At 66.2% G+C, this 23,294-nt stretch carries 16 protein-coding genes; 6 read left to right on the forward strand and 10 right to left on the reverse strand.

Going from position 1 to position 23,294, the window contains the following annotated elements:
- Positions 1-29: 29 nt before the first annotated feature.
- The 3 genes from ACZK08_RS12735 to ACZK08_RS12745 all read right to left on the reverse strand — a co-directional run bounded on the left by ACZK08_RS12735 (position 30) and on the right by ACZK08_RS12745 (position 6,976).
- The gene (locus ACZK08_RS12735) at positions 30-974 is read right to left on the reverse strand and encodes a 5'-nucleotidase (RefSeq protein ID WP_053515425.1); all 945 of its coding nucleotides are present in this window, start codon (positions 972-974) and stop codon (positions 30-32) included.
- A gap of 46 nt (positions 975-1,020) precedes the next feature.
- Positions 1,021-1,794, reverse strand: coding sequence for an NAD kinase (locus ACZK08_RS12740; RefSeq protein WP_053515423.1), 774 nt, complete (start codon positions 1,792-1,794; stop codon positions 1,021-1,023).
- A 205-nt stretch (positions 1,795-1,999) separates the two neighbouring features.
- Entirely contained in the window at positions 2,000-6,976 is a 4,977-nt protein-coding gene (locus tag ACZK08_RS12745) for an NAD-glutamate dehydrogenase (RefSeq protein WP_065182907.1), read from the reverse strand.
- 251 nt (positions 6,977-7,227) lie between these two features.
- Here ACZK08_RS12745 and ACZK08_RS12750 point away from each other — a divergent pair, with 251 nt between their 5' ends.
- From ACZK08_RS12750 to ACZK08_RS12760, 3 genes are read left to right on the forward strand one after another with little or no spacing between them, the layout of a single operon-like run.
- On the forward strand, positions 7,228-7,884 hold the full coding sequence (locus tag ACZK08_RS12750; protein WP_053515419.1) for a TetR/AcrR family transcriptional regulator: 657 nt from the start codon (positions 7,228-7,230) through the stop codon (positions 7,882-7,884).
- Positions 7,884-9,143 carry an efflux RND transporter periplasmic adaptor subunit gene (locus ACZK08_RS12755; protein ID WP_053515418.1) on the forward strand — a complete coding sequence of 420 codons (1,260 nt, stop codon included), beginning with the start codon at positions 7,884-7,886 and terminating at the stop codon, positions 9,141-9,143. Before ACZK08_RS12750 ends, ACZK08_RS12755 begins: the two co-directional genes overlap by 1 nt.
- Positions 9,144-9,158: 15 nt before the next feature.
- Positions 9,159-12,332, forward strand: a complete 3,174-nt coding sequence (locus ACZK08_RS12760; protein ID WP_053515416.1) for a multidrug efflux RND transporter permease subunit — start codon at positions 9,159-9,161, stop codon at positions 12,330-12,332.
- Between the two features lie 79 nt (positions 12,333-12,411).
- On the opposite strand, the gene ACZK08_RS12765 is transcribed toward ACZK08_RS12760, so the two are convergent.
- Together ACZK08_RS12765 and ACZK08_RS12770 are read right to left on the reverse strand one after the other, a co-directional pair.
- Positions 12,412-12,699, reverse strand: coding sequence for a hypothetical protein (locus ACZK08_RS12765; RefSeq protein ID WP_053515414.1), 288 nt, complete (start codon positions 12,697-12,699; stop codon positions 12,412-12,414).
- Between the two features lie 126 nt (positions 12,700-12,825).
- A complete protein-coding gene (locus tag ACZK08_RS12770) occupies positions 12,826-13,974 on the reverse strand; it encodes an acyl-CoA dehydrogenase family protein (RefSeq protein WP_053515412.1) in 1,149 nt (382 codons plus the stop codon).
- Positions 13,975-14,126: 152 nt separating this feature from the next.
- Between ACZK08_RS12770 and ACZK08_RS12775 the strand changes: the two genes are divergently transcribed.
- Genes ACZK08_RS12775 through metH form a run of 3 tightly spaced genes read left to right on the forward strand, consistent with a single transcriptional unit; the run spans position 14,127 to position 18,903 of the window.
- Positions 14,127-15,056: an ArsR/SmtB family transcription factor gene (locus ACZK08_RS12775; RefSeq protein ID WP_053515410.1), complete on the forward strand. Its 930-nt coding sequence runs from the start codon at positions 14,127-14,129 to the stop codon at positions 15,054-15,056.
- A 13-nt stretch (positions 15,057-15,069) separates the two neighbouring features.
- Positions 15,070-16,161, forward strand: a complete 1,092-nt coding sequence (locus ACZK08_RS12780; protein WP_065176054.1) for a homocysteine S-methyltransferase family protein — start codon at positions 15,070-15,072, stop codon at positions 16,159-16,161.
- 57 nt (positions 16,162-16,218) lie between these two features.
- Positions 16,219-18,903, forward strand: a complete 2,685-nt coding sequence (gene metH, locus ACZK08_RS12785) for a methionine synthase (RefSeq protein ID WP_065182908.1) — start codon at positions 16,219-16,221, stop codon at positions 18,901-18,903.
- A gap of 60 nt (positions 18,904-18,963) precedes the next feature.
- Here the strand turns inward: metH and ACZK08_RS12790 are convergent, their stop codons facing one another.
- The 5 genes from ACZK08_RS12790 to ACZK08_RS12810 form a co-directional block, all read right to left on the reverse strand.
- Positions 18,964-19,632: a DUF2058 domain-containing protein gene (locus ACZK08_RS12790; protein ID WP_053515404.1), complete on the reverse strand. Its 669-nt coding sequence runs from the start codon at positions 19,630-19,632 to the stop codon at positions 18,964-18,966.
- A gap of 15 nt (positions 19,633-19,647) precedes the next feature.
- Positions 19,648-19,887, reverse strand: a complete 240-nt coding sequence (locus ACZK08_RS12795) for a SlyX family protein (protein WP_053515402.1) — start codon at positions 19,885-19,887, stop codon at positions 19,648-19,650.
- Positions 19,880-21,229, reverse strand: a complete 1,350-nt coding sequence (locus ACZK08_RS12800) for a UDP-glucose dehydrogenase family protein (RefSeq protein ID WP_065182909.1) — start codon at positions 21,227-21,229, stop codon at positions 19,880-19,882. Before ACZK08_RS12800 ends, ACZK08_RS12795 begins: the two co-directional genes overlap by 8 nt.
- Before the next feature lie 23 nt (positions 21,230-21,252).
- On the reverse strand, positions 21,253-22,230 hold the full coding sequence (locus tag ACZK08_RS12805) for an FKBP-type peptidyl-prolyl cis-trans isomerase N-terminal domain-containing protein (RefSeq protein ID WP_065182910.1): 978 nt from the start codon (positions 22,228-22,230) through the stop codon (positions 21,253-21,255).
- A 96-nt stretch (positions 22,231-22,326) separates the two neighbouring features.
- Positions 22,327-22,914, reverse strand: coding sequence for a glutathione peroxidase (locus ACZK08_RS12810; RefSeq protein WP_053515396.1), 588 nt, complete (start codon positions 22,912-22,914; stop codon positions 22,327-22,329).
- Between the last annotated feature and the right edge of the window lie 380 nt (positions 22,915-23,294).

Below are 23,294 nucleotides of genomic sequence, written 5' to 3' on the forward strand. Positions count from 1 at the left end.
CTCGCCGGGCGTGGCCCGGCGCTACCGCGTCATCCCTCGTTGGCGACACCGTGCGGCACATGGCCCGCGGCAACGTGTTCGCGGGCACTGTCGATGTTGTGCTGCGAATCATCGAAGAAGATGTCGGCACCGAAGGCCTGCAGGAACGGCCCCTTGTGGCGGCCGCCCAGGAACAGCGCCTCGTCCAGGCGCACGCCCCATTCGCGCAGCGTGCGGATCACCCGCTCGTGCGCGGGCGCAGAGCGGGCGGTGACCAGCGCCGTGCGGATCGGCGCACTGTCACCGGCCGGGAACACCTCCTGCAGCGTGTGCAGCGCGGACAGGAAGCCGCGGAACGGGCCACCGCTGAGCGGTTCGCGCGCACGTTCGCGCTCGTGGCGGCCGAATGCCTCGACCCCCTGTTCACGCGAGATGCGCTCGCTTTCATCACCGAAGATCACCGCATCACCGTCAAAGGCAATGCGCAGCTGGCCGGACGGTCGGCCGGTGTCGATCTGGTCCGCGGCGGCCGCAGCGGTCTCGCCGGGTGGCTTGGGCAGGATCGTCGCAGCGGCGATTCCGTGGCGCAGCGCACTGCGGACCGACTCCGGATTGGCCGACAGGAACAGATCGGTGCCGAACGGTTTCACGTAGGGCCAGGTCGGCTCACCGGCGGTGAAGGTGGCACGGATGATGCCCAGGCCGTAGTGCTGGATCGAATTGAAGATGCGCAGGCCGGTATCGGCCGAATTGCGCGACAGCAGGATCACCTCGACGCGCGGGTTCTCCGGGCTGGCGCCCTGGTTCAGCGCCAACAGTTTGCGCACCACCGGGAAGGCCACGCCGGGACCGAGGATGTCGTCCTCGTGCTGGCGCTGGTACTCCGCATAGGCCGCCACGCCATCGGTCTCGAACAGCGCGTGGCTTTCCTCGAGATCGAACAGGGCGCGCGAGGTCACCGCGACGGTCAGCAAACGGGGGGAGTTGTCACCCATCGGTGGGGTCCTTCTGGCGGTCGACGCGACCGGCAACCTATTGTCCTCAAAAAACGAACTGTTCGCTCAGGATCCGGTCTTCCAGATTGTGTTCCGGGTCGAACAGCAATGTCACCCGGCGGTCGCGCGACTCGCGGATGGTCACCTCGACCACGTCGCGCGTCTCGTGCGAATCGGCGGTCACGCTGACCGGTCGCTTGTAGGGGTCCAGCACGCGGAAGCGCACCTCCGTATCCGCCTTGAGAATGGCACCACGCCAGCGTCGCGGGCGATACGGTGCCAATGGCGTCAGCGCGATGGTGTGCGAGCCCAAGGGCAGCACGGGTCCGTGGGCCGAATAGTTGTAGGCGGTGCTGCCTGCGGGCGTGGCAACCAGCACGCCGTCGCCGATCAGTTCGGCCACCCGCTCCTGCCCATTGAGGTCGATGCCGATGTGCGCAGCTTGGCGGGTCTGCCGCAGCAGGGACACGTCGTTGTACGCCAGCGAACCGGTGCTGGTGCCCGATTCGGTCAGCGCCACCATCTCCAGCGGACGCAGGTTGGCCGGTTCCGCGCGGGCGATGCGTGCATTGACGTCGTCGTCGCCCCGGTACTGGTTCATGAGGAAACCTACGGTGCCCAGCTTCATGCCGAACACCGGTTTTCCCAGGTGGCCATGACGATGCAGCGTCTGCAGCATGAAGCCATCACCGCCCAGCGGGCAGAGCACGTCGGCCTGCTCGGGGGCATGGTCGCCAAAGCGCGCGACCATGGCCGCGCGGGCCATCTGCGCAGCTTCGGTGGTGCTTGCCAGGAAAGCGATGCGGGGGGTGTCGCTCATCGGTGGATCCGGGGGGAAGGCGTGAGGGAGAGCATAACCGAGCGCCGCTACGCTCGCCGGGCATGGCCCGGCGCTACCCAGTTCCGCGCCCCCGGTAGCGCCGGGCCATGCCCGGCGAATCGCCAATGGCCAGAAACAGAACGGCCCCGCTTTCGCGGGGCCGCTCCGTTTCACGCAGGCCGGGCGTGGCCCGGCACTACATCAGTCACGCACCGTGTGCGGCCAGCTGGCCCAGGCGCTGGACCGCGACCGAGACGGTCGGGTAGTCCAGGGTCTTCTGCTCGGCCAGTTCCGCCAGCATTGCCAGGGTGAAGCGCAGGCTGTTGTCATCGCGGCCCATCCATGCAGCCACCTTGGCCTCGGCACTGCCGCCCTTGGTGGCGAGCACCTGACCGGCCAGGTTGCGATGGTTGGCGGCCAGCTCGTCGCGCAGCACGCCGCGTGCCACCGCATGCCAACGGCCGTTGACTTCCAGTGCATCGACCTGCTCGAACAGCCACGGCAGCTGCAGGGCATCGCCCAGGCGGAAGTGCACCTTGGACACGTCCACCGGCTTCAGCTTGCGGGTACGGGCCAGTTCGATGATGTCGAACGCCGGTTCCAGGAAGTGCAGCTCGGACAGCTGCTGTGCCAGCGCGGACGGCAGGCCCTTCTCCTTCCACTCGGCCACCAGCGCCTCGTAGGTCGGACGCTGCGAGTCCGGCAGCACACCCGACGCGACACGGATGTCGTTGAACGGGCCCTGATAGCGGTTGACCGCTTCAGTGATGCCCGGCATCGCACCCGGACGCGACAGCAGCCAGCGCACGAACGAACGCTGCAGCTTCCAGATCACCTCCAGCGCGTCGATCTGCACCGACTCCGGCACCTTGCCGTCGAGGGCGTCGATCTGCGCCCACAGCGCGCGCGCATCCAGCGTCTCGCGGCTGATGGTGTAGGCCTTGGCGACCTCGGCGATGGAGCGGCCGGTGTCTTCCTGCATGCGCATCAGGAACGTTGCGCCCATGCGGTTGATGGTCTGGTTGGTCACCGCCGTGGCGATGATCTCGCGCTTCAGGCGGTGACGCTCCATCGCATCGGCGTACTTCTTCTGCAGCGGTGTGGGGAAGTAGCGCAGCAGCTCCTTGGAGAGGTACGGATCTTCCGGAATATCCGACTCCAGCAGCTGGTTGAACGCCACCAGCTTGGAGTAGGACAGCAGCACCGACAGCTCCGGACGGGTCAGGCCCTGGCCGCGCGCCTTGCGCTGGGACAGCTCGGCATCGGACGGCAGGAACTCGATCTGCCGATCCAGCAGCCCCTGCTGTTCCAGGGTGCGGATGAAGTGCTGCTTGGAACCCAGGCGCTTGACCGCCATCCGCTCCATGAGGCTCAGCGCCTGGTTCTGGCGATAGTTGTCGTTGAGCACCAGGTCCGCGACTTCATCGGTCATCGAGGCCAGCAGCTTGTTGCGCTGGTCGACCGTCAGCTTCTTCGCCCGCACCACATCATTGAGCAGGATCTTGATGTTGACTTCATGGTCCGACGTATCCACGCCGGCCGAGTTGTCGATGAAGTCCGTGTTGAGCAGCACGCCGGCCTGCGCGGCCTCGATACGGCCCAGCTGGGTCATGCCGAGGTTGCCGCCCTCGCCCACCACCTTGCAGCGCAGCTCGCCACCGTTCACGCGCAGTGCGTTGTTGGCACGGTCGCCGACATCGCTGTGCTGCTCGCTGGCGGCCTTCACGTAGGTGCCGATGCCGCCGTTCCACAGCAGGTCCACCGGTGCCTTCAGGATCGCGCTCATCAGGTCGTTCGGCGACAGCGCCTTGACGTTCTCGTCCAGGCCCAGCGCTTCACGCACCTGGGGGGTGATCTCGATCGACTTCAGGCTGCGCGGGTACACGCCGCCGCCCTTGCTGATCAGCTTGGCGTCGTAGTCTGCCCAGCTCGAACGCGGCACGGTGAACATGCGCTCGCGCTCGACGAACGAGGTCGCCGCGTCCGGGTTCGGGTCAAGGAAGATATGGCGGTGGTCGAATGCCGCGACGAGACGGATGTGGCGCGACAGCAGCATGCCGTTGCCGAACACATCGCCGGACATGTCGCCGACGCCGACCGCGGTGAAGTCCTGGCTCTGGCTGTCACGGCCGAGCGCACGGAAGTGGCGCTTGACCGACTCCCATGCACCGCGCGCGGTGATGCCCATGCCCTTGTGGTCGTACCCCACCGAACCACCGGAGGCGAACGCATCGCCCATCCAGAAGCCGTGCGCGATGGCCAGGCCGTTGGCGATATCGGAGAAGGTCGCCGTGCCCTTGTCGGCGGCCACCACCAGGTACGGATCGTCCATGTCGTGCCGCACGACATCCACCGGCGGCACGATCTTGTTGTTGACGATGTTGTCGGTGATGTCCAGCAGGCCCTGGATGAACAGCTTGTAGCAGGCCACGCCGTTGGCGAAGATCGCGTCGCGGTCGCCGTTCACCGGCGGGGTCTTGGCGAAGAAGCCGCCCTTCGCACCGACCGGCACGATGACGGTGTTCTTGACCATCTGCGCCTTGACCAGACCCAGCACTTCGGTACGGAAGTCTTCGCGACGGTCCGACCAGCGCAGGCCGCCACGGGCCACCGCGCCGAAGCGCAGGTGGGTACCTTCCACGCGCGGACCGTAGACGAAGATCTCGCGGTACGGACGCGGCTTCGGCAGGTCCGGCACCAGCGCCGAGTCGAACTTGAAGCTGATCACATGGCCGTGCTGGCCATTGGCGTCGGTCTGGTAGTAGCTGGTACGCAGGGTGGCATCGATCACGCCCATGAACGAACGCAGGATGCGGTCTTCGTCCAGGCTCGACACGCGGTCCATCAGCTTCAGCAGCGCATCGCGCGCGGCCTGCATCTGCGCGTCGCGGTCACCCTTGCGGGCATCGACCACAGTCTTGAGCACCTTCAGGGTGGCCTCGTCGCCGGCGGCCAGCACATCGAAGTGGGCCTTCAGCTGGGCCTGGCCGGCCGCGATGTCGTCCTTGCTCTCGTGGCCGGTGGCCGGATCGAAGCGCGCTTCGAACAGTTCGACCAGCAGGCGCGCCAGCAGCGGATAGCGGGCGAACGTGCCTTCCACGTACGCCTGCGAGAACGGCACGCCGGTCTGCAGCAGATACTTGCAGTAGCCGCGCAGCATGGCGACCTGGCGCCAGTGCAGGCCGGCGGCCAGCACCAGGCGGTTGAAGCCATCGTTCTCGGCATCACCGTGCCAGACGCGGGCAAAGGTTTCGCCGAATGCTTCGTCGACGCTGGCGGCATCGATCGCACCGGCCGTCGATTCGACCTCGAAGTCCTGCACGTATACCGGAGCGTTGTCGACCGACAGGCGGTACGGGCGCTCGGCGATCACGCGCAGGCCCATGTTCTCCATCATCGGCAGCGCGTCGGACAGCGGAATGTCGTCCAGCTGGCGGTACAGCTTCAGGCGCAGGCCATCGCCGCTTTCGCGCGGCACCGCCTGCAGGCTCAGGCGCAGATCGTCCGGACCGGTCAGCGCGTCGAGCTGGCTGACGTCGTTGGCGGCAACTGCGGTGCTGTTGTCTTCGATGTAGCCGGCCGGCAGTGCCTTGCCGATGCGGGCCGCGATGCGCAGGCCTTCGCTTTCGCCATGACGGGCCACCAGCGCTTCGCGCAGGTCGTCCTGCCAGTTGCGCAGCACCTGGGCGAGCTTGCGCTCCAGTTCGGCGGTATCCACGTCAAGCATCTCGCCGGGCTTCGGGCGCACGATCAGATGCACCTGCGCCAGCGGCGATTCACCCAGCACCACCGAGCTGTCGACGTACTCGCCATGCAGCGCTTCCTTCAGCATCGCCTCGATGCGCAGGCGCACGTCGGTGTTGAAGCGCTCGCGCGGCAGGTAGACCAGCGCGGAGATGAAGCGGCTGTACTTGTCACGGCGCAGGAACAGGCGGCTGCGCACGCGCTCCTGCAGGCCCAGAACGCCCATCGCGGTGCGGAACAGTTCGTCCTCGCTGGACTGGAACAGTTCTTCGCGCGGCAGGGTTTCCAGGATGTGGCGCAGGGCCTTGCCGCTGTGGCTGGACGCGGCCAGGCCGGACTGCTTCATCACGTATTCGTGGCGCTGGCGCACCAGCGGGATTTCCCACGGACGGCGGTTGTAGGCACTGGAGGTGAACAGGCCGAGGAAGCGCTGCTCGCCGATGATCCTGCCCTTGGCGTCGAATTCCAGCACGCCGATGTAGTCCATGTAGCCGGCGCGGTGCACGCGGGAGCGCGCATTGGTCTTGGTCAGGATCAGCGCGTCCTTCAGCCCCGACGTGGCGTTGAGGCCCTGGGCGGCGAGCGTCTTGACCGGGCGTGCGGCGGACTTGTCCTTGCCGCGCATCAGGCCCAGGCCGGTCTCGTTCAGCGGCGCCAGCACGTCTTCCTTGCCCTGCTTCTCGACGCGGTACTCGCGGTAGCCGAAGAAGGTGAAGTGGTTGTCGGCGGCCCAGCGCAGGAACTCCTGCGCTTCCCTGCGCGAGGCATCGTCGACCGGCAGCGCACGGCTGCCCAGATCGTCGGCCAGTGCCAGTGCCTTGTCCTTCATCGGCTGCCAATCGCGCACGATCGCCCGCACTTCGTCCAGCGCCTTGCCGATGGCCTGCTCGATGGCGGCCATGGCATCGGCCGGCTGGCGGTCGATCTCCAGCAGCATCACCGATTCGGCCTCGCCCTCGCCGACCTTGACCAGCTTGCCGGCCTTGTCGCGGGTGAAGCGCAGCACCGGGTGGCCGAGCACGTGCACGCCCACGCCCTGTTCGGCCAGTGACATGGTCACGGTATCGACCAGGAACGGCATGTCGTCGTTGATGATCTGCAGCACGGTGTGCGGCGATTCCCAACCGTTCGCCTTCACCGTCGGATTGAACACGCGCACGTTGGCCTTGCCGGCCTTGCGGGCACGGGCGAACTCCAGCGTCTCGGCCGCGAGCGCGGCCCACTCTTCAGCGCTGTGGTGCGGGAACTCGTCCGCCTCCATGCGCTTGTAGAAGTCAGCGGCAAACGCCACTGCTTCGGCCTGGGCGGCCGCCGGGTAACGCTTGCGCAAGGCCGTGTATACCGGCTCCAGGGAGAAACCAGCGGTCACTGCGACCTCCGACTCAGCTGGTTTGGTCTTGTTTTTCACGGTCTTGGCTGCGGTTTTTTGCGGTTTCATGGCAGAGCGATGCGCTTGCTCAGTTGGGAAAATGAAATTGTAGCCCTCCCGCGCGAAAAGGCCTTGCTGCAGGACGGAATAAGCAGATTCGGGTTTGCTGCGGTTTAGACGCCTATTCAGTTCGCCCAGGTACGGAGCGAGCGGGGGGCGGCCGCCTTGCCGACAGGATCGGCAAAGCGTGTTACCGGAAGACACACGCGGGAACGTCGTTTCGATTCCACAATCCTGAACTGGACGGTATAGTCCACCGCGTGAACCCGGCCTACTTCCCCGTTGCCCTCGATGCGCGCGATGAGCGCGTGTTCGATGCCGTGCGCGAACTGCTGGCCCGGCAGGGCATGCAGATGAGCATGGATGCGGTGGCCCAGCAGGCCGGCTGCTCCAAGCAGACCCTGTACTCGCGCTATGGCAGCAAGCAGGAACTGCTGCGGCGGGTGATGCAGCGGCATGTGGGACACGCGACGGGGGCAATGCTGCGTGCACTCCGCAGTGACGACCTGCGTGCCAGCCTGTTGCAGTTCGCCATCGACTTCCTGGAGCATTTCAACCAACCGCATGTCGGCCAGGCCTGCCGGCTGATCGCTGCAGATGCCGCCCAGTTCCCCGAAGAGGCCCGGGCGCTGTACCGGCATGGTGCTGGCGCGCTGACACTTCATCTTTCTGAATGGATTGAAACCGTTTGCAGGCGTGGCCTGCTCCGGCATGACGACCCGCACTTCATGGCCGAACTGCTGCTGAGCATGATCGCCGGTCAGGATTTCGACAAACAGCGCTTCCATACCCCCCATCGTGATGACGCGCTCCTGCGTCGGCGCTGGGCAGAGTTCTCCGTCGACAGCTTCCTGCGCGCGTTTGCGCCGCAACCGTCGCCGGCCCCGTCTACAAACCAACCCCGGAGTTCCTCCTGATGACCGCCCCACTCCGCACCCTTGCCTTGACGTGCGCCGTTGCTGTCGCGCTGGCTGCCTGCAAGAAACCGGAACAGCAGACACCCCCGCCGCCGGAGGTGGGCGTGATCGATGCGAAGCCGCAGACCCTGCCGCTGCAGCGCGAGCTGGTCGGCCGCCTGTCGCCGTTCCGCAGTGCCGATGTCCGCGCACGCGTGCCGGGCGTGCTGCTCAAGCGCGTCTACCAGGAAGGCTCCCAGGTCAAGCAGGGGCAGACCCTGTTCCTGATCGACCCGGCACCGCTGCGCGCCTCGCTGAACGCGTCCGAGGCCCAGCTGGCGTCGGCGCGCGCCACCTACGCCAACGCCAAGGTGGCGGCCGATCGTGCCCGCTCGCTGGCACCGCAGCAGTTCGTCTCCAAGTCCGACCTGGACAACGCCGAATCGGCCGAGCGCACTGCGCTGGCCGCGGTCAAGCAGGCCGAAGCGGCGGTGACCTCCTCGCGGATCAACCTGGGCTACGCCGAAGTGACCGCGCCGATCAGCGGCGTGGCCAACAAGCAGCAGGTGACCGAGGGCGCACTGGTCGGCCAGGGCGACGTGACCCTGCTGACCACCGTTGACCAGCTCGATCCGCTGTACGTCAACTTCTCGCTCAGCGTGGACGAGCTGACCCAGCTGCGCGCGCAGCAGGCCAAGGGCGCCCTGGCCCTGGCCGGCGACGGCAAGGCCACCGTCAACGTGAAGCTGGCCGATGGCAGCACCTACAGCGAGCCGGGAACCCTCGACTTCTCCTCGACTACGGTCGACCCGGCCACCGGCGCGGTGTCGCTGCGTGCGCTGCTGCCCAATCCGCAGCAGATCCTGCTGCCGGGAGCCTTCGTCAGCTTCCAGGCCAACCTCGGCGAGCGCAACAATGCCTACCTGGTGCCGCAGCAGGCGCTGCTGCGCGACACCACGGGCGGCTACGTGATGGTGGTCGGTGCCGATGGCAAGGTGGCGCGCAAGAACGTCAAGACCGAAGGCGCACAGGGCGGCAACTGGCTGGTCAGCGATGGCCTGGCCGCCGGCGACAAGGTGATCGTGGCCGGCGTGCAGAAGGTCAAGGAAGGCAGCCCGGCCGTCGCCAAGCCCTGGACCCCGGGGCAGGACGCCGCCGGCAAGCCCGCGGCCGGCGGTGCCGGCCCGGCCGCACCCGCCGCTGCCGCCGACAAGGCTCCGGCCCAGACCGACGCAGCCGACAAGGCCGCGCCGGCCGCCACCGACTCGAACAAGCAGTAACGGGAACCTTCCGTCATGCCTAAATTTTTCATCGAACATCCAGTCTTCGCCTGGGTGGTAGCGATCCTGATCTCGCTCAGCGGCGTGATCGCGATCCTCAACCTGGGCGTGGAGTCCTATCCCAACATCGCTCCGCCACAGGTGACCGTCTCGGCCACCTATCCGGGCGCCAGCGCGGACACCACCGAAAAATCGGTCACCCAGGTGATCGAGCAGCAGCTGACCGGTATCGATCACCTGCTGTACTTCAGCTCTTCGTCCTCGTCCAATGGCCGCGCGCAGATCACCCTCACCTTCGAGACCGGTACCGATCCGGACATCGCCCAGGTGCAGGTGCAGAACAAGGTGTCGCTGGCGACGCCACGACTGCCGTCGGAGGTGACCCAGCAGGGCGTGGTGGTGGCCAAGGCCAATGCCGGCTTCCTGATGGTCGTGGCCCTGCAGTCGGATACGGCGGCGATCAACCGTGACGCGCTGAACGACATCGTCGGTTCGCGCGTGCTCGACCAGGTCTCGCGCATTCCCGGCGTCGGCAGCACCCAGCAGTTCGGTTCCGAGTACGCCATGAACATCTGGCTGAACCCGGAGAAGATGCAGGGTTATGGTCTCTCGGCCAGCCAGGTCCTGGCTGCCGTGCGTGCGCAGAACGTGCAGTTCGCCGCCGGTGCGCTGGGCTCGGACCCGTCGCCGGAAGGCCAGCACTTCACCGCCACCGTGTCGGCTGAGGGACGTTTCAGCTCGCCGCAGGAGTTCGAGAACATCATCCTGCGCGCCAATGCCGATGGCTCGCGCGTGCTGCTCAAGGACATCGCCCGCGTCGCCTTCGGTGCCAACAACTACGGCTTCGACACCCAGTACAACGGCAAGCCGACCGGTGCCTTCGCCATCCAGCTGCTGCCGGGCGCCAACGCCCTGAACGTGGCCGATGCGGTGCGCGCCAAGATGGACGAACTGCAGCCCAGCTTCCCGGCCGGCGTGACCTGGTTCTCGCCGTACGACAGCACGACCTTCGTCAAGATCTCGATCCAGGAAGTGGTCAAGACGCTGTTCGAAGCGGTGCTGCTGGTGTTCCTGGTGATGCTGATCTTCCTGCAGAACTTCCGCGCCACCCTGATCCCGACCCTGGTCATCCCGGTCGCCCTGCTGGGTACCTTCCTGGGCATGTGGATGATCGGATTCACGATCAACCAGCTGACCCTGTTCGCGATGGTGCTGGCGATCGGCATCGTGGTCGACGACGCCATCGTGGTGATCGAGAACGTCGAACGCATCATGAGCGAGGAAGGCCTGGCACCGAAGCCGGCCACGCAGAAGGCGATGACCCAGATCACCGGCGCAGTGGTGGCGATCACCGTCGTGCTGGCAGCGGTGTTCATCCCGTCCGCACTGCAGGGCGGTGCCGCCGGCGAAATCTACAAGCAGTTCGCGCTGACCATCGCCATCTCGATGGCGTTCTCGGCCTTCCTGGCGCTGGGCTTCACCCCGGCGCTGTGCGCGACCTTCCTGAAGCCGACGCACAACGACAACCCGAACATCGTCTACCGCACCTTCAACAAGTACTACGACAAGATCAGCCACACCTACGTGGGCCACATCACCTCGGCGGTGCGCCATGCCCCGCGCTGGATGATCCTGTTCGTGGTACTGACCGCGCTGTGCGGCTTCCTGTTCACGCGCATGCCGGGCAGCTTCCTGCCGGAAGAAGACCAGGGCTATGCGCTGGCAATCGTGCAGCTGCCCCCGGGCTCGACCAAGGGCCAGACCAACGAGGTGTTCGCGCAGATGCGCGGCATTCTGGAAAAGCAGGATGGCTTTGAAGGCATGCTGCAGGTGGCCGGCTTCAGCTTCGTCGGTTCCGGCGAGAACGTGGGCATGGGCTTCATCCGCCTGAAGCCGTGGGAAGAACGCGAGTTCACCGCGCCGGAGTTCATCCAGAACATGAACGGCGCGTTCTACGGCATCAAGGAAGCGCAGATCTTCGTGGTCAACCTGCCGACAGTGCAGGGCCTGGGCCAGTTCGGTGGCTTCGACATGTGGCTGCAGGACCGTAGTGGTGCCGGCTACGAGCAGCTGACGCAGGCCCGCAACATCCTGCTTGGCCAGGCGGCGCAGAAGCCTGAAGCACTGGTTGGCGTGCGTCCGAACGGCCTGGAGAACGCTCCGCAGCTGCAGCTGCACGTGGATCGCGTGCAGGCGCAGTCGATGGGCATGTCGGTGTCGGACGTGTACAGCACCATCCAGCTGATGCTGGCGCCGGTGTACGTCAACGACTTCTTCTACGAAGGCCGCATCAAGCGCGTGACCATGCAGGCCGATGGCCCGTACCGCACCGGCCAGGAGTCGCTGAAGAGCTTCTACAGCCCCTCCAGCCTGACCACCAACGCCGACGGCACCAACGCGATGATCCCGCTGAGCACCGTGGTCAAGTCCGAATGGGTGTCCGCATCGCCGTCACTGAGCCGCTACAACGGCTATTCGGCGATCAACATCGTCGGCTCGCAGGCGCCGGGCACCAGCTCGGGTGAGGCGATGCAGACCATGGAGAGCATCGTCAACAACGACCTGCCGGCCGGCTTCGGCTACGACTGGTCGGGCATGTCCTACCAGGAAATCCTGGCCGGCAACGCAGCGACGCTGCTGCTGGTACTGTCCATCGTGGTGGTGTTCCTGTGCCTGGCGGCGCTGTATGAAAGCTGGTCGATCCCGGTGGCGGTGCTGCTGGTGGTGCCACTGGGCGTGCTCGGTGCCATCGGCCTGTCGATGATGCGTGGCCTGCCGAACGACCTGTTCTTCAAGATCGGCCTCATCACCGTTATCGGCCTGGCGGCGAAGAACGCGATCCTGATCGTGGAGTTCGCGGTGGAGCAGCGTGCGGCGGGCAAGAACCTGCGCGATGCCACCATCGAGGCGGCACGCCTGCGCTTCCGCCCGATCCTGATGACGTCCTTCGCGTTCATCATGGGCGTGATCCCGATGGCGATCTCCAGCGGCGCCGGCGCCAACTCCCGTCACGCCATCGGTACCGGCGTGATCGGCGGCATGCTGTTCGCCACCCTGCTCGGCCTGCTGATGATCCCGGTGTTCTTCGTGGTCGTGCGGCGCATGCTCGGCGACAAGCTGGACGAGCCGTCGAAGGAATTCCTCAGCCGCCAGCGTGAGGGTGAAGCAGCGCATCGTCCGGATCGCTGATCCACCCTGCGCTGCAACGAAAAGGCCCCGGAGCGATCCGGGGCCTTTTTTGTTTATCGCGGGGGGATGCCAGAGCAGATCAGCGCAGCAGCGCGACCGCCACGCACACCGCCAGCAGAACCAGCGCGGCCCATTGCATGGGTACGAAGAAGAAGTGGTGGGGCGCAGTTTCCCCTTTCTGCCGGGGAGTACGGTTGAGCCACAAGCCCAGCAGCACGTTCACGGTTGCACCAATGCCTGCCCCCAGCAGCACCTGGGGCAGCGGGATGTTGCCCCGGGGGCCATCGTGCGGGAAGAGGTAAGCCAGCAGCAGGATCGCTGCGATCGGCGTCACCAGTGTCAGGATTCCCCAACCTCGATAGATCATCTCTGCAGAACCTGTAAAAAAGGCCCTGCATTGGAACAGATCGGCATCGCCCGACCAACAGGCCCGTGCATGCAGGGCATGGATCTACCGGCTGCGCCGCTGTTGCAGCGGCGCAGCCGTTTCGACTCAGCGCAGCCCGGTCTCGTTGCGGGCGATCACCAGGCGCTGGATCTCCGAGGTGCCCTCGTAGATCTCGGTGATCTTGGCATCGCGGAAGTAGCGCTCCAGCGGCATTTCCTTGGAGTAGCCCATGCCACCATGGATCTGCACGGCCTGGTGGGTGATCCACATCGCCGCTTCCGACGCCGTCAGCTTGGCGATGGCCGCTTCATTGCTGAAACGCTTGCCCTGGCCCTTCACCCATGCCGCGCGCAGCGTCAGCAGCAGGGCTGCGTCCAGCTTGCACTTCATGTCGGCGATCTTGGCCTGGGTCATCTGGAAAGTACCGATCGGCGCGCCAAACGCCTTGCGCTCCTTCACATACTCCAGCGTCGCTTCATAAGCGGCACGGGCGATGCCGATGGCCTGCGATGCGATGCCGATGCGCCCGGCATCGAGCACGCCCATGGCGATCTTGAAGCCCTCGCCCTCCTGGCCCAGCACGTCTTCCGGCTGGGCGACGTAATCGTTGAATTCGATCTCGCAGGTCGCCGAGGCACGGATGCCCAGCTTCGGCTCGGTCTTGCCACGGCCGAAGCCGGCCTTTTCGGTGTCGACCAGGAAAGCCGTGATGCCACGCGCGCCCTTGTCCGGCTCGCTCATCGCGAACAACACGATGTACCGGGCCACCGGGCCGGAGGTGATCCAGCTCTTCTTGCCGTTGATGACGTAGGTGCCGTCGGCCTGCTTGACCGCGCGGCAACGCATGGCGGTCGCATCCGAACCGGACTGCGGCTCGGTCAGGGCGAATGCACCGATGGCCTCGCCCTCCGCGATGGCGCGCACGTACTTCTGCTTCTGCTCCTCGCTGCCGTGGGTCAGGATGCCGTTGCAGAACAGCGAATTGTTGACCGACATGATGGTCGAATGGGCCGCGTCGCCAGCGGCGACCTCCACCATCGCCAGCACATACGCGATCGGATCCATGCCGGCGCCGCCGTATTCGGTCGGTACCTCGATGCCCATCAGGCCGTTCTCGCCCAGCAGGCGGATGTTCTCCAGCGGGAACTCGCCGGTACGGTCATGATGCTCCGCGCTCGGGGCGATCTTCTCCTGCGCGATGCGCCGCGCCACGTCCTGCAGCATCAACTGCTCTTCAGTAAAGCTGAAATCCACAACACCCTCCCGGGTACATGAGGTTATGGGCGCGCAGCGCGCGCCCAGGTGTGCCGATTGTACCGGGGCCCGGGGAGTTTCCATACGCCACCGACTTGACCACGGCGGCCGATCCAGCGAATATATCTCTATATCGCGATAGGTAGATATTCATGGATCTGGAAGACTGGTCAACCCGCCTGAAGGTGTTCGCCGATGCGACGCGGGTGCGCCTGCTGGCGCTGCTGGAGCAGGAAGAGCTGACCGTGGCCGAGCTTTCGGCGATCACCCGGCTGGCCCAGCCGCGCGTGTCCACTCACCTGGCGCGCCTGAAGGAAGCGGGCCTGGTCCGCGACCGCCGCGCCGGCGTGTCGGCCTACTACCGCTTCGACGAAGCGCAGCTGGATCCGGCGCAGCGCGCATTGTGGCATGCCTTGAGCAACGGAAGCGACGATCCACTGCTGCGACAGGACGCTGAACGGGTCGCCGCCGTGCTGGCCAGCCGCGCCGCGGACCAGAACTGGGCCGACAGCGTGGCCGGCGACATGGAACGTCACTATTCTCCGGGCCGCACCTGGGAGGCGCTGGCGCGTACCGCCCTGCCCCTGCTGGAAACCGGCGACGTGCTCGATATCGCGTCCGGCGACGGCGTGCTGGCCGAACTGGTGGCACCGCATGCCAAGCGCTACATCTGCATCGACACCAGCGCGCGCGTGGTGGCCGCTGCCAGTGAACGCCTGCGCCGCCTGCCCAATGTGGAAGTGCGCGAGGGTGACATGCATGCCCTGCCCTTCAAGGACCGCAGCTTCGACCTGGTGGTGCTGATGCACGCACTGACCTATGCCAGCAAGCCGGCGCAGGCCGTCACCGAAGCCGCGCGCGTGCTGCGCCCGGGCGGCCGCCTGCTGCTGTGCAGCCTGGCGCGCCACGAACACAAGGCAGCGGTGGAAGCCTATGGTCACGTCAACCTGGGCTTCAGCGACAAGGAACTGAAGAAGTTCGTCGACAAGGCCGGCCTGCAGGTTTCCAGCCTGGAGACGGTCACCCGCGAGAAGCGGCCGCCGCACTTCGAAGTGATCTCGCTGATCGCCAACAAGCCCTAAGTCCGGAATCATCATGCCCGTCCTGCCCTGGTTGCACCCCGAACGTGCCAATGCCCTGCTGGGCGCGCTGCGCGAGCGGATCCTGATCATCGACGGAGCGATGGGCACGATGATCCAGCGCCATGGCCTGCAGGAAGGCGACTACCGCGGTGAGCGTTTCGCCGATGGCTACGATCACCTGCACGGGCCGGGCTGCGACCACGCCGCGCCGCAGGGCCACGATCTGAAGGGCAACAACGACCTGTTGCTGCTCACCCGGCCGCAGGTCATCGCCGACATCCACACCGCCTACCTGGAAGCCGGCGCGGACCTGGTGGAAACCAATACCTTCAACGCCACCTCGGTCAGCCAGGCCGACTACCACCTCGAGCATCTGGTGTACGAACTGAACAAGGCCGGCGCCGCCGTGGCCCGCGCCTGCTGTGATGCCGTTGAAGCCACCACGCCCGGCAAGCCGCGCTTCGTGATCGGCGTGCTTGGCCCCACCAGCCGCACCGCATCGATCAGTCCCGACGTCAACGATCCGGGCTTCCGCAACACCAGTTTCGATGAGCTGCGCGACACCTACCGCGAAGCCATCGATGGCCTGATCGACGGCGGCGCGGACACCCTCATGGTCGAAACCATCTTCGACACGCTCAACGCCAAGGCGGCGCTGTATGCGGTGGAGGAAGCCTTCGATGCGCGCGGTGCGCGCCTGCCGGTGATGATCTCCGGCACGATCACCGATGCCTCCGGCCGCACCCTGTCCGGCCAGACCGCCGAAGCCTTCCACGCCTCGCTGGCACACGCGCGGCCCCTGTCGATCGGCCTGAACTGCGCGCTGGGTGCCGATGCGATGCGCCCGCATGTCGAAACGCTGTCGCAGGTTGCCGACTGCCATGTCAGCGCGCATCCCAATGCCGGCCTGCCCAATGCCTTCGGCGAGTATGACGAGACCCCCGAAGAAATGGCGGCGACCCTGCGCGGTTTCGCCCGCGATGGCCTGCTCAACCTGGTCGGCGGCTGCTGCGGGTCCACCCCCGACCACATCCGTGCCATCGCCCAGGCGGTGGCCGGCCTGCCACCGCGTGTCCTGCCGGACCGCCAGGACCAGGCGGCATGAACGTCGCCGCCACCGTTCCGCACTTCCCGCCCTGCCGTTGCTGAGCCACTGCCTGCCATGACGCCTGTCCGCCCCACCCGCCTGTCCGGCCTGGAACCGCTGGTCATCACCCCGGACCTGCTGTTCGTCAACGTCGGCGAGCGCACCAACGTCACCGGCAGCGCGCAGTTCCGCAAGCTGATCAAGGAAGGCCGCTACGAGGAGGCCGTGGACGTGGCCCGGCAACAAGTGGCCAGTGGCGCGCAGATCCTCGACGTCAACATGGACGAGGGCCTGATCGACTCCGAGGCGGCGATGACCCGCTACCTCAACCTGATCATGTCCGAGCCCGACATCGCCCGCATTCCGGTGATGGTCGACTCGTCCAAATGGAGCGTGATCGAAGCCGGCCTGAAATGCCTGCAGGGCAAGAGCGTGGTCAATTCGATCTCGCTGAAGGAAGGCGAGGCCCTGTTCCGCGAACACGCGCGCAAGGTGCTGCGTTACGGCGCGGCAGCGGTGGTGATGGCGTTCGACGAAAGCGGCCAGGCCGACACCTGTGCGCGCAAGGTCGAGATCTGTACGCGCGCCTACCGCATTCTGGTCGATGAGATCGGCTTCCCGCCACAGGACATCATCTTCGACCCGAACATCTTCGCTGTCGCCACCGGCATCGAGGAGCACGACAACTACGCGGTGGACTTCATCGAAGCCACGCGCATCATCAAGCAGACCCTGCCGCACTGCCACGTCTCCGGCGGCGTTTCCAACGTGTCGTTCTCGTTCCGTGGCAACGAAACGGTGCGCCAGGCGATCCATTCGGTCTTCCTGTACCACGCCATCGCCGCCGGCATGGACATGGGCATCGTCAACGCCGGTGCCATGCCGATCTATGACGAACTGGAGCCGGACCTGCGCGAGCGCGTGGAGGACGTGATCCTCAACCGCCGCCCCGACGCCACCGAGCGCCTGCTGGAGATTGCCGAACGCTACAAGGGCAGCAAGGGCAAGGTGAAAAGCGAAGACATGGCCTGGCGCGCCAAGCCGGTCGAGCAGCGTCTGGCCCACGCCCTGGTGCACGGGCTGGATGCGTTCGTGGAAGAGGACACCGAACTGGCACGGCAGGCCTCCAGCCGTCCACTGGACGTGATCGAAGGGCCGTTGATGGATGGCATGAACGTCGTCGGCGACCTGTTCGGTGCCGGCAAGATGTTCCTGCCGCAGGTGGTGAAGTCGGCCCGCGTGATGAAAAAGGCGGTGGCCTACCTGCTGCCCTATATCGAGGCGGAGAAGGCCCGCAGCGGTGACACCGCCAAGAGCAACGGCCGCATCATCATGGCCACCGTGAAAGGCGATGTGCACGACATCGGCAAGAACATCGTCGGCGTGGTCCTTGCCTGCAACAACTTCGAGGTGGTCGATCTGGGCGTGATGGTGCCGGCGCAGAAGATTCTCGATGCGGCCCGCGAGCATAAGGCCGACCTGATCGGCCTGTCCGGGCTGATCACGCCGTCACTGGAGGAAATGAGCCATGTCGCCCGCGAGATGCAGCGCCAGGGATTCGACCTGCCATTGCTGATCGGCGGCGCCACCACCTCGCGCGCGCACACGGCGTTGAAGATCGACCCGCACTACCATGCCCCTACGGTGTGGGTGAAGGATGCCTCGCGCGCGGTGGGCGTGGCCCAGTCGCTGATCTCGCGCGACCTGCGCGCGGGCTTCGTTGCTGCCAATGAAGCCGACTACGCCGAGATCCGCGCCCGTCACCGCAACCGTGGCGATGCCAAGCGGCTGGTCTCGCTGGAGCACGCGCGCGGCCAGAAATTCCAGGGCGGCTGGGACAGTTATGTGCCCCCGGTTCCGAACCAGCCCGGCCTGCATGTGTTCGAAGACTATCCCCTGTCGGAACTGGTCGATTACATCGACTGGACGCCGTTCTTCCAGGCCTGGGAACTGGCTGGCAAGTTTCCGGCCATCCTCACTGACGAGATCGTCGGCACCCAGGCCAGCGAGCTGTACCGCGACGCCCGGGCGATGCTGGCGTGCATCGTCGCGGAGAAGTGGCTGACCGCCAAGGCGGTGTTCGGCCTGTGGCCGGCCAACAGTGTCGGTGACGATGTCCGCGTGCAGCATCCACAGGGCGAGACCACCCTGCACTTCCTTCGCCAGCAGGTCGACAAGCCGGCCGAGCGCCCCGACTTCTGCCTGGCCGATTTCATCGCACCGGCCGACAGCGGGCGACAGGACTGGATCGGTGCGTTCGCGGTCACCGCCGGTATCGGCATCGATGCCCATGTCGCGCGCTTTGAAGCCGAGCACGACGATTACAACGCGATCCTGCTCAAGGCCCTGGCCGACCGCTTCGCCGAAGCACTGGCCGAACGCCTGCACCAGCGGGTGCGCACCGAGTTCTGGGGCTATGACCGCACCGAAGCGCTGGACAACGATGCGCTGATCGACGAGAAGTATCGCGGCATCCGGCCCGCCCCCGGCTATCCAGCGTGCCCGGAGCACAGCGAGAAGCGCCGCCTGTTCGATCTGCTGCAGGCGGAAGCCAACGCGGGCATGACGCTGACCGAGAGCTTCGCGATGCTGCCCACCGCGGCCGTCTCCGGCTACTACTTCAGCCATCCACAGAGCCAGTACTTCGTGGTCGGCCGCCTCAGCCGCGAACAGGTGGGCGACTACGCGCGGCGCAAGGGCGTGGATCGCGCCCAGGCCGAGCGCTGGCTTGCATCCAACCTCGACTACGATCCCGAATAGACCGCGCAGAAACAGCAACGCCGGGCATTGCCCGGCGTTTCCGATCACTGCGGTGCAGGCTTACCAGACCAGGTCATCCGGCACCTGGTACTGCGGATCGGCGTAGGGATCGTCCTCGGCCGGGGCATCCGGATCGACCTTCAGCGCCACCGAGGCCGCGAACACGGCTTCGGCCTGGTTCAGCACCTCGGCGGTGACCAGCAGATAGCGGCCATTGAGCTGCACCACGCCCAGCTCGCCGGCATTGAGCGCGGTCAGCTGTGCCGCGGTGACATAGATCCGCTTGATCTTGCCGCCATACGGGAAGTGCCGCGCGATGTCGGCCGCCTCGTCATTCAGGCCCTTGTCCTTCAGCAGTTCTTCCAGCTTCGCCTTCGCCTCGCGGCGCTGGCGCGCTTCCTCCTGCTTCAGGCGCTCGGCTTCGATGCGCTCTTCCTTCTCCTTCTGGGCACGGATGGCATAGGCCTTGGCCAGATCCATCTCCTCGGCACTGCGCGGCCTGCGCGGGCCCTGTCCACGGTGCTGCCCCGGCTTGCCCGGCGCACCACCGGGACCGCGACGCTCACCGGGCGTGTGCTCGCCCTTGCCTGCGCCCTGCGGCTTTCCATTGCCGTTGCCGCCCTTGCCCTGCGGGCGGCCATCACGGCGGGGGCCATCATTCTTGCGCTCGGGCTTGGGCGCGGGCTTGAAGCCCAGGCCCAGCAACTGGTCGCGGAGGGTATCGCTCATAGATAAGGGTATGGATCAGTAGTGCGGCGGCGGCGGTTCGCTCGCCGGATCGGAGGAATTCAGTGCGTTGCGGACCTTGCCCAGGTCTTCCAGCAGCACGCGCAGCACATCGGCGTTGCGGGTGCCCTGCATCCGGGCATCGGCCAGTGCGTCGCTCAGTTCGGCCAGCGCGTGTTCCTGGAAGGACACACGCATCTCCAGCTCGACCAGGCGCGCTTCCAGCGCCTGCTCGCGTTCGGTCGGCAGCTCAGACATGCAGTGAACGCCCCCGGCCGATGCCGTAGTACGCCAGGCCCGCCGCTTCGACCTCGGCGGGGTCGTACAGGTTGCGGCCGTCGAACACGACCGCGTCCTTCAGCCGTTCGCGCAGCATCGAAAAATCAGGGCTGCGGAACTGCTTCCATTCGGTCACCACGATCAACGCATCGGCGCCCTGCAGCGCGTCATCGGCGCTGTCACAGAACACCAGATCATCGCGCTCACCGAAGATGCGCTGGGCTTCGTGCATGGCTTCGGGGTCGAACGCACGTACGGTCGCCCCACCCTCCCACAGCTGCGCCAGCAGGCGGCGGCTGGAGGCCTCGCGCATGTCGTCGGTATTCGGCTTGAAGGCCAGCCCCCACACGGCGAACGTCCTGCCGCGCACGCCCTCGTCCTCGCCCTTGTCGTAGTGGCGCTGGACCAGGGCGAACAGGTGGCCCTTCTGCGCATCGTTGACCGCTTCCACCGCGTTCAGCAGCTTCGGCTCCAGGCCGCTCTGCTGGGCGGTGCGGGCCAGCGCCTGCACATCCTTGGGGAAACACGAGCCACCGTAACCGGCGCCCGGATAGATGAAATGCCAGCCGATGCGCGGGTCCGAGCCGATCCCCTGGCGGACCTGCTCGACGTCGGCGCCGACACGCTCGGCAATGTTGGCAATCTCGTTCATGAACGAAATCTTGGTCGCCAGCATCGCGTTGGCGGCGTACTTGGTCAGCTCGGCCGAGCGTACGTCCATCTCCACCACGCGGTCGTGGTTGCGGTTGAACGGTGCATACAGGCGACGCATCACCGCCACCGACTCGTCGCTGGTGGCACCGATGATGATGCGGTCCGGTCGCATGCAGTCGGCGACCGCGTCGCCTTCCTTCAGGAACTCCGGGTTGGAGACCACATCGAAGGCGATGTCGGCGCCGCGCGCCGCGAGTTCGTCGGTGATCGCTGCACGGACCTTGTCGGCGGTGCCGACCGGCACCGTCGACTTGTTGACCACCACGGTCGGCACGCTCATGTGCCGGCCGATGGTGCGGGCCACGGCCAGCACGTACTGCAGGTCGGCGCTGCCATCCTCGTCCGGCGGTGTGCCCACGGCGATGAACACCACCTGGCCATGCGCGATCGCCGCGGCCGCATCAGTGGTGAACGCCAGCCGCGCCGCAGCGTGGTTGGCCTTCACCATCGGCTCCAGGCCCGGCTCATAGATCGGGATGATGCCCTGGTTCAGGCCATCGACCTTGCTCTGGTCGATATCGACGCAGATCACCTGGTGGCCGACATCGGCCAGGCAGGTGCCCGTCACCAGGCCGACGTAACCGGTACCGAAAATCGCAACGCGCATGTCCGTGCAGGCTCCGTGGTGGCTTACGGCAGGACGCCCAGCAGTTCGACGTCGAAGGTCAGCGTGGCGTTCGGACCGATCGGGCCGCCCGGGGTGCCGTTCTCACCGTAGGCCAGCTCGCCCGGGATCCAGAAGCGGTACTTGGAGCCGACCGGCATCAGCGCGACGCCTTCGGTCCAGCCCTTGATCACCTGGTCCAGGCCGAACTCGGCCGGGCCACGGCTGGCGGAGCTGTCAAAGACGGTGCCGTCGAGCAGCTTGCCTTCGTAGTTCACGCGCACCTTGCTGGTCGGCAGCGGACGCTCGCCGCTGCCCGGGCGGATCACCTGGTACTGCAGCCCCGAGGCCGTGGTCACCACGCCCGGCTGGGTCTTGTTCTTGGCCAGGAATGCATTGCCTTCCTGACGGTTGGTCTGTGCAGCCTGGGCGGCCTTGGCCTGCATTTCGGCCTGCTTGGTGCCCATGAACGCCTGGATGGTGGCCGTGGCGTCAGCCTCGGTCATCTTCGGCTGGCCCTTGCTCAGACCAGTGCTGATTGCGTCAAACAGCGACGCAACGTCAATGTCGTCCTTCAGCTGTGCCAGCGACGGACCCACCGAGTAGGAACCGATCATCTGTGCGACCTTCACCCGATCGACCTTCGGCGGCTGCGAGCCCGGCGCAACGCCCGGCACCTGCTGGCCGCTGCGGGCCATCACGACCTGGCGCAGGGCGGCATCGGTGGCCTTGGCCTGCTCCTGGGTGATCTGCGGCTGCAGGCCTTCGAACGAACGCTCCACGGCCGTGCGCAGGGCAGCGACGTCGATTTCATCGGCGATCGGGGTGAACGACTTGGCGACATCCAGGCCGATGGCGTAACCGAGCTTCTGCTTGGGGGAATTCAAGGTTGCGGTCTCCTTGGCGGCTGCGGGGGCCGCCGGTTGTTGCGACAGAGCGACACCCGAAGTGCCCATCGCCAGAATCAGAACCGACGCCGCTGCGCCGCGCATTCCCATCTTCATTCGCTGCATTCCTGGAAGTGACTGGGCGCCGACGTCGGCGCGAAAAGAAACATTGTCGCACGCATACCGTCGATGTCGAGGCATCCGTGCCGGATATCAACGCGTGGCGGCGGGCGCGGCCAGTGCCTTGTCGATGGCCGCGATCAACTGCGGATCATCCGGCGTGACCTTGCTGGCGAACTGGGCGATGACCCTGCCGTCGCGGCCGACCAGGTACTTGTGGAAGTTCCAGCCCGGCGCCACGCCGGTTGCCGCGGTCAGGCGCTGGTACAGCGGGGTGGCCTGCGCGCCGACCACGTGGACCTTCTCGAACATAGGGAACTTGACGCCGTAGGTCAGCGTGCAGAATTCCTGGATCTGCGCTTCGTCACCGGGTTCCTGGCCCTTGAAATCGTTGGACGGGAAGCCGAGGACCGCGAACCCGCGGCGTGCATAGCGCTGCTGCAGCGCTTCCAGGCCTTCGTACTGCGGCGTGTACCCGCACTTGCTGGCGGTATTGACCACCAGCAGCACCTGGCCGTGATAGCGCTGCTGCAGGTTGACCTGCTGCTTGCCGGCCAGGGGCCGGTAGTCCACATCCAGCAGATCGGCGGCCAGGGTGAGGCCGGGAAGGGCCAGCCCGGCCAGCAGGGTCAGCAGGGAAAGACCGCGCAGGCGGCGCGGGAAGACGGTCGGCAGGGGCATCGGAGCGGTCCGCGGTGGCCATTCACAGGGCCCGGCCGGGAGCGGCCGGGAATCGGCCGAACTATAGCACCGGCCCCGGGGGCACCCGGCCGTGCGACCGCCCCGGCGCTTTGCGCGGATTGGCGACAACGCCCACGGGGCAAGACGCTGCCCGTTGCTTGACATAGCATCGACGCAGCTGAATGGAAATGACGCAATGGCCCCGCACCCACCAAGCATCATTTAGCAATAAAATCAATGAATTGCGGGATTTCGTCTGTGCCATGACACCCCCTGCCATCAGTTGGGTCATGTCGGGGGTTGCACGTCGGCGTGCCGGTGTTATAGTTGCATACAACACCAGTCACCTGAGACAGGGGGAATGCCATGAACACCCGGAT

It is taken from the genome of Stenotrophomonas sp. 112478_Sma (assembly GCF_056479905.1).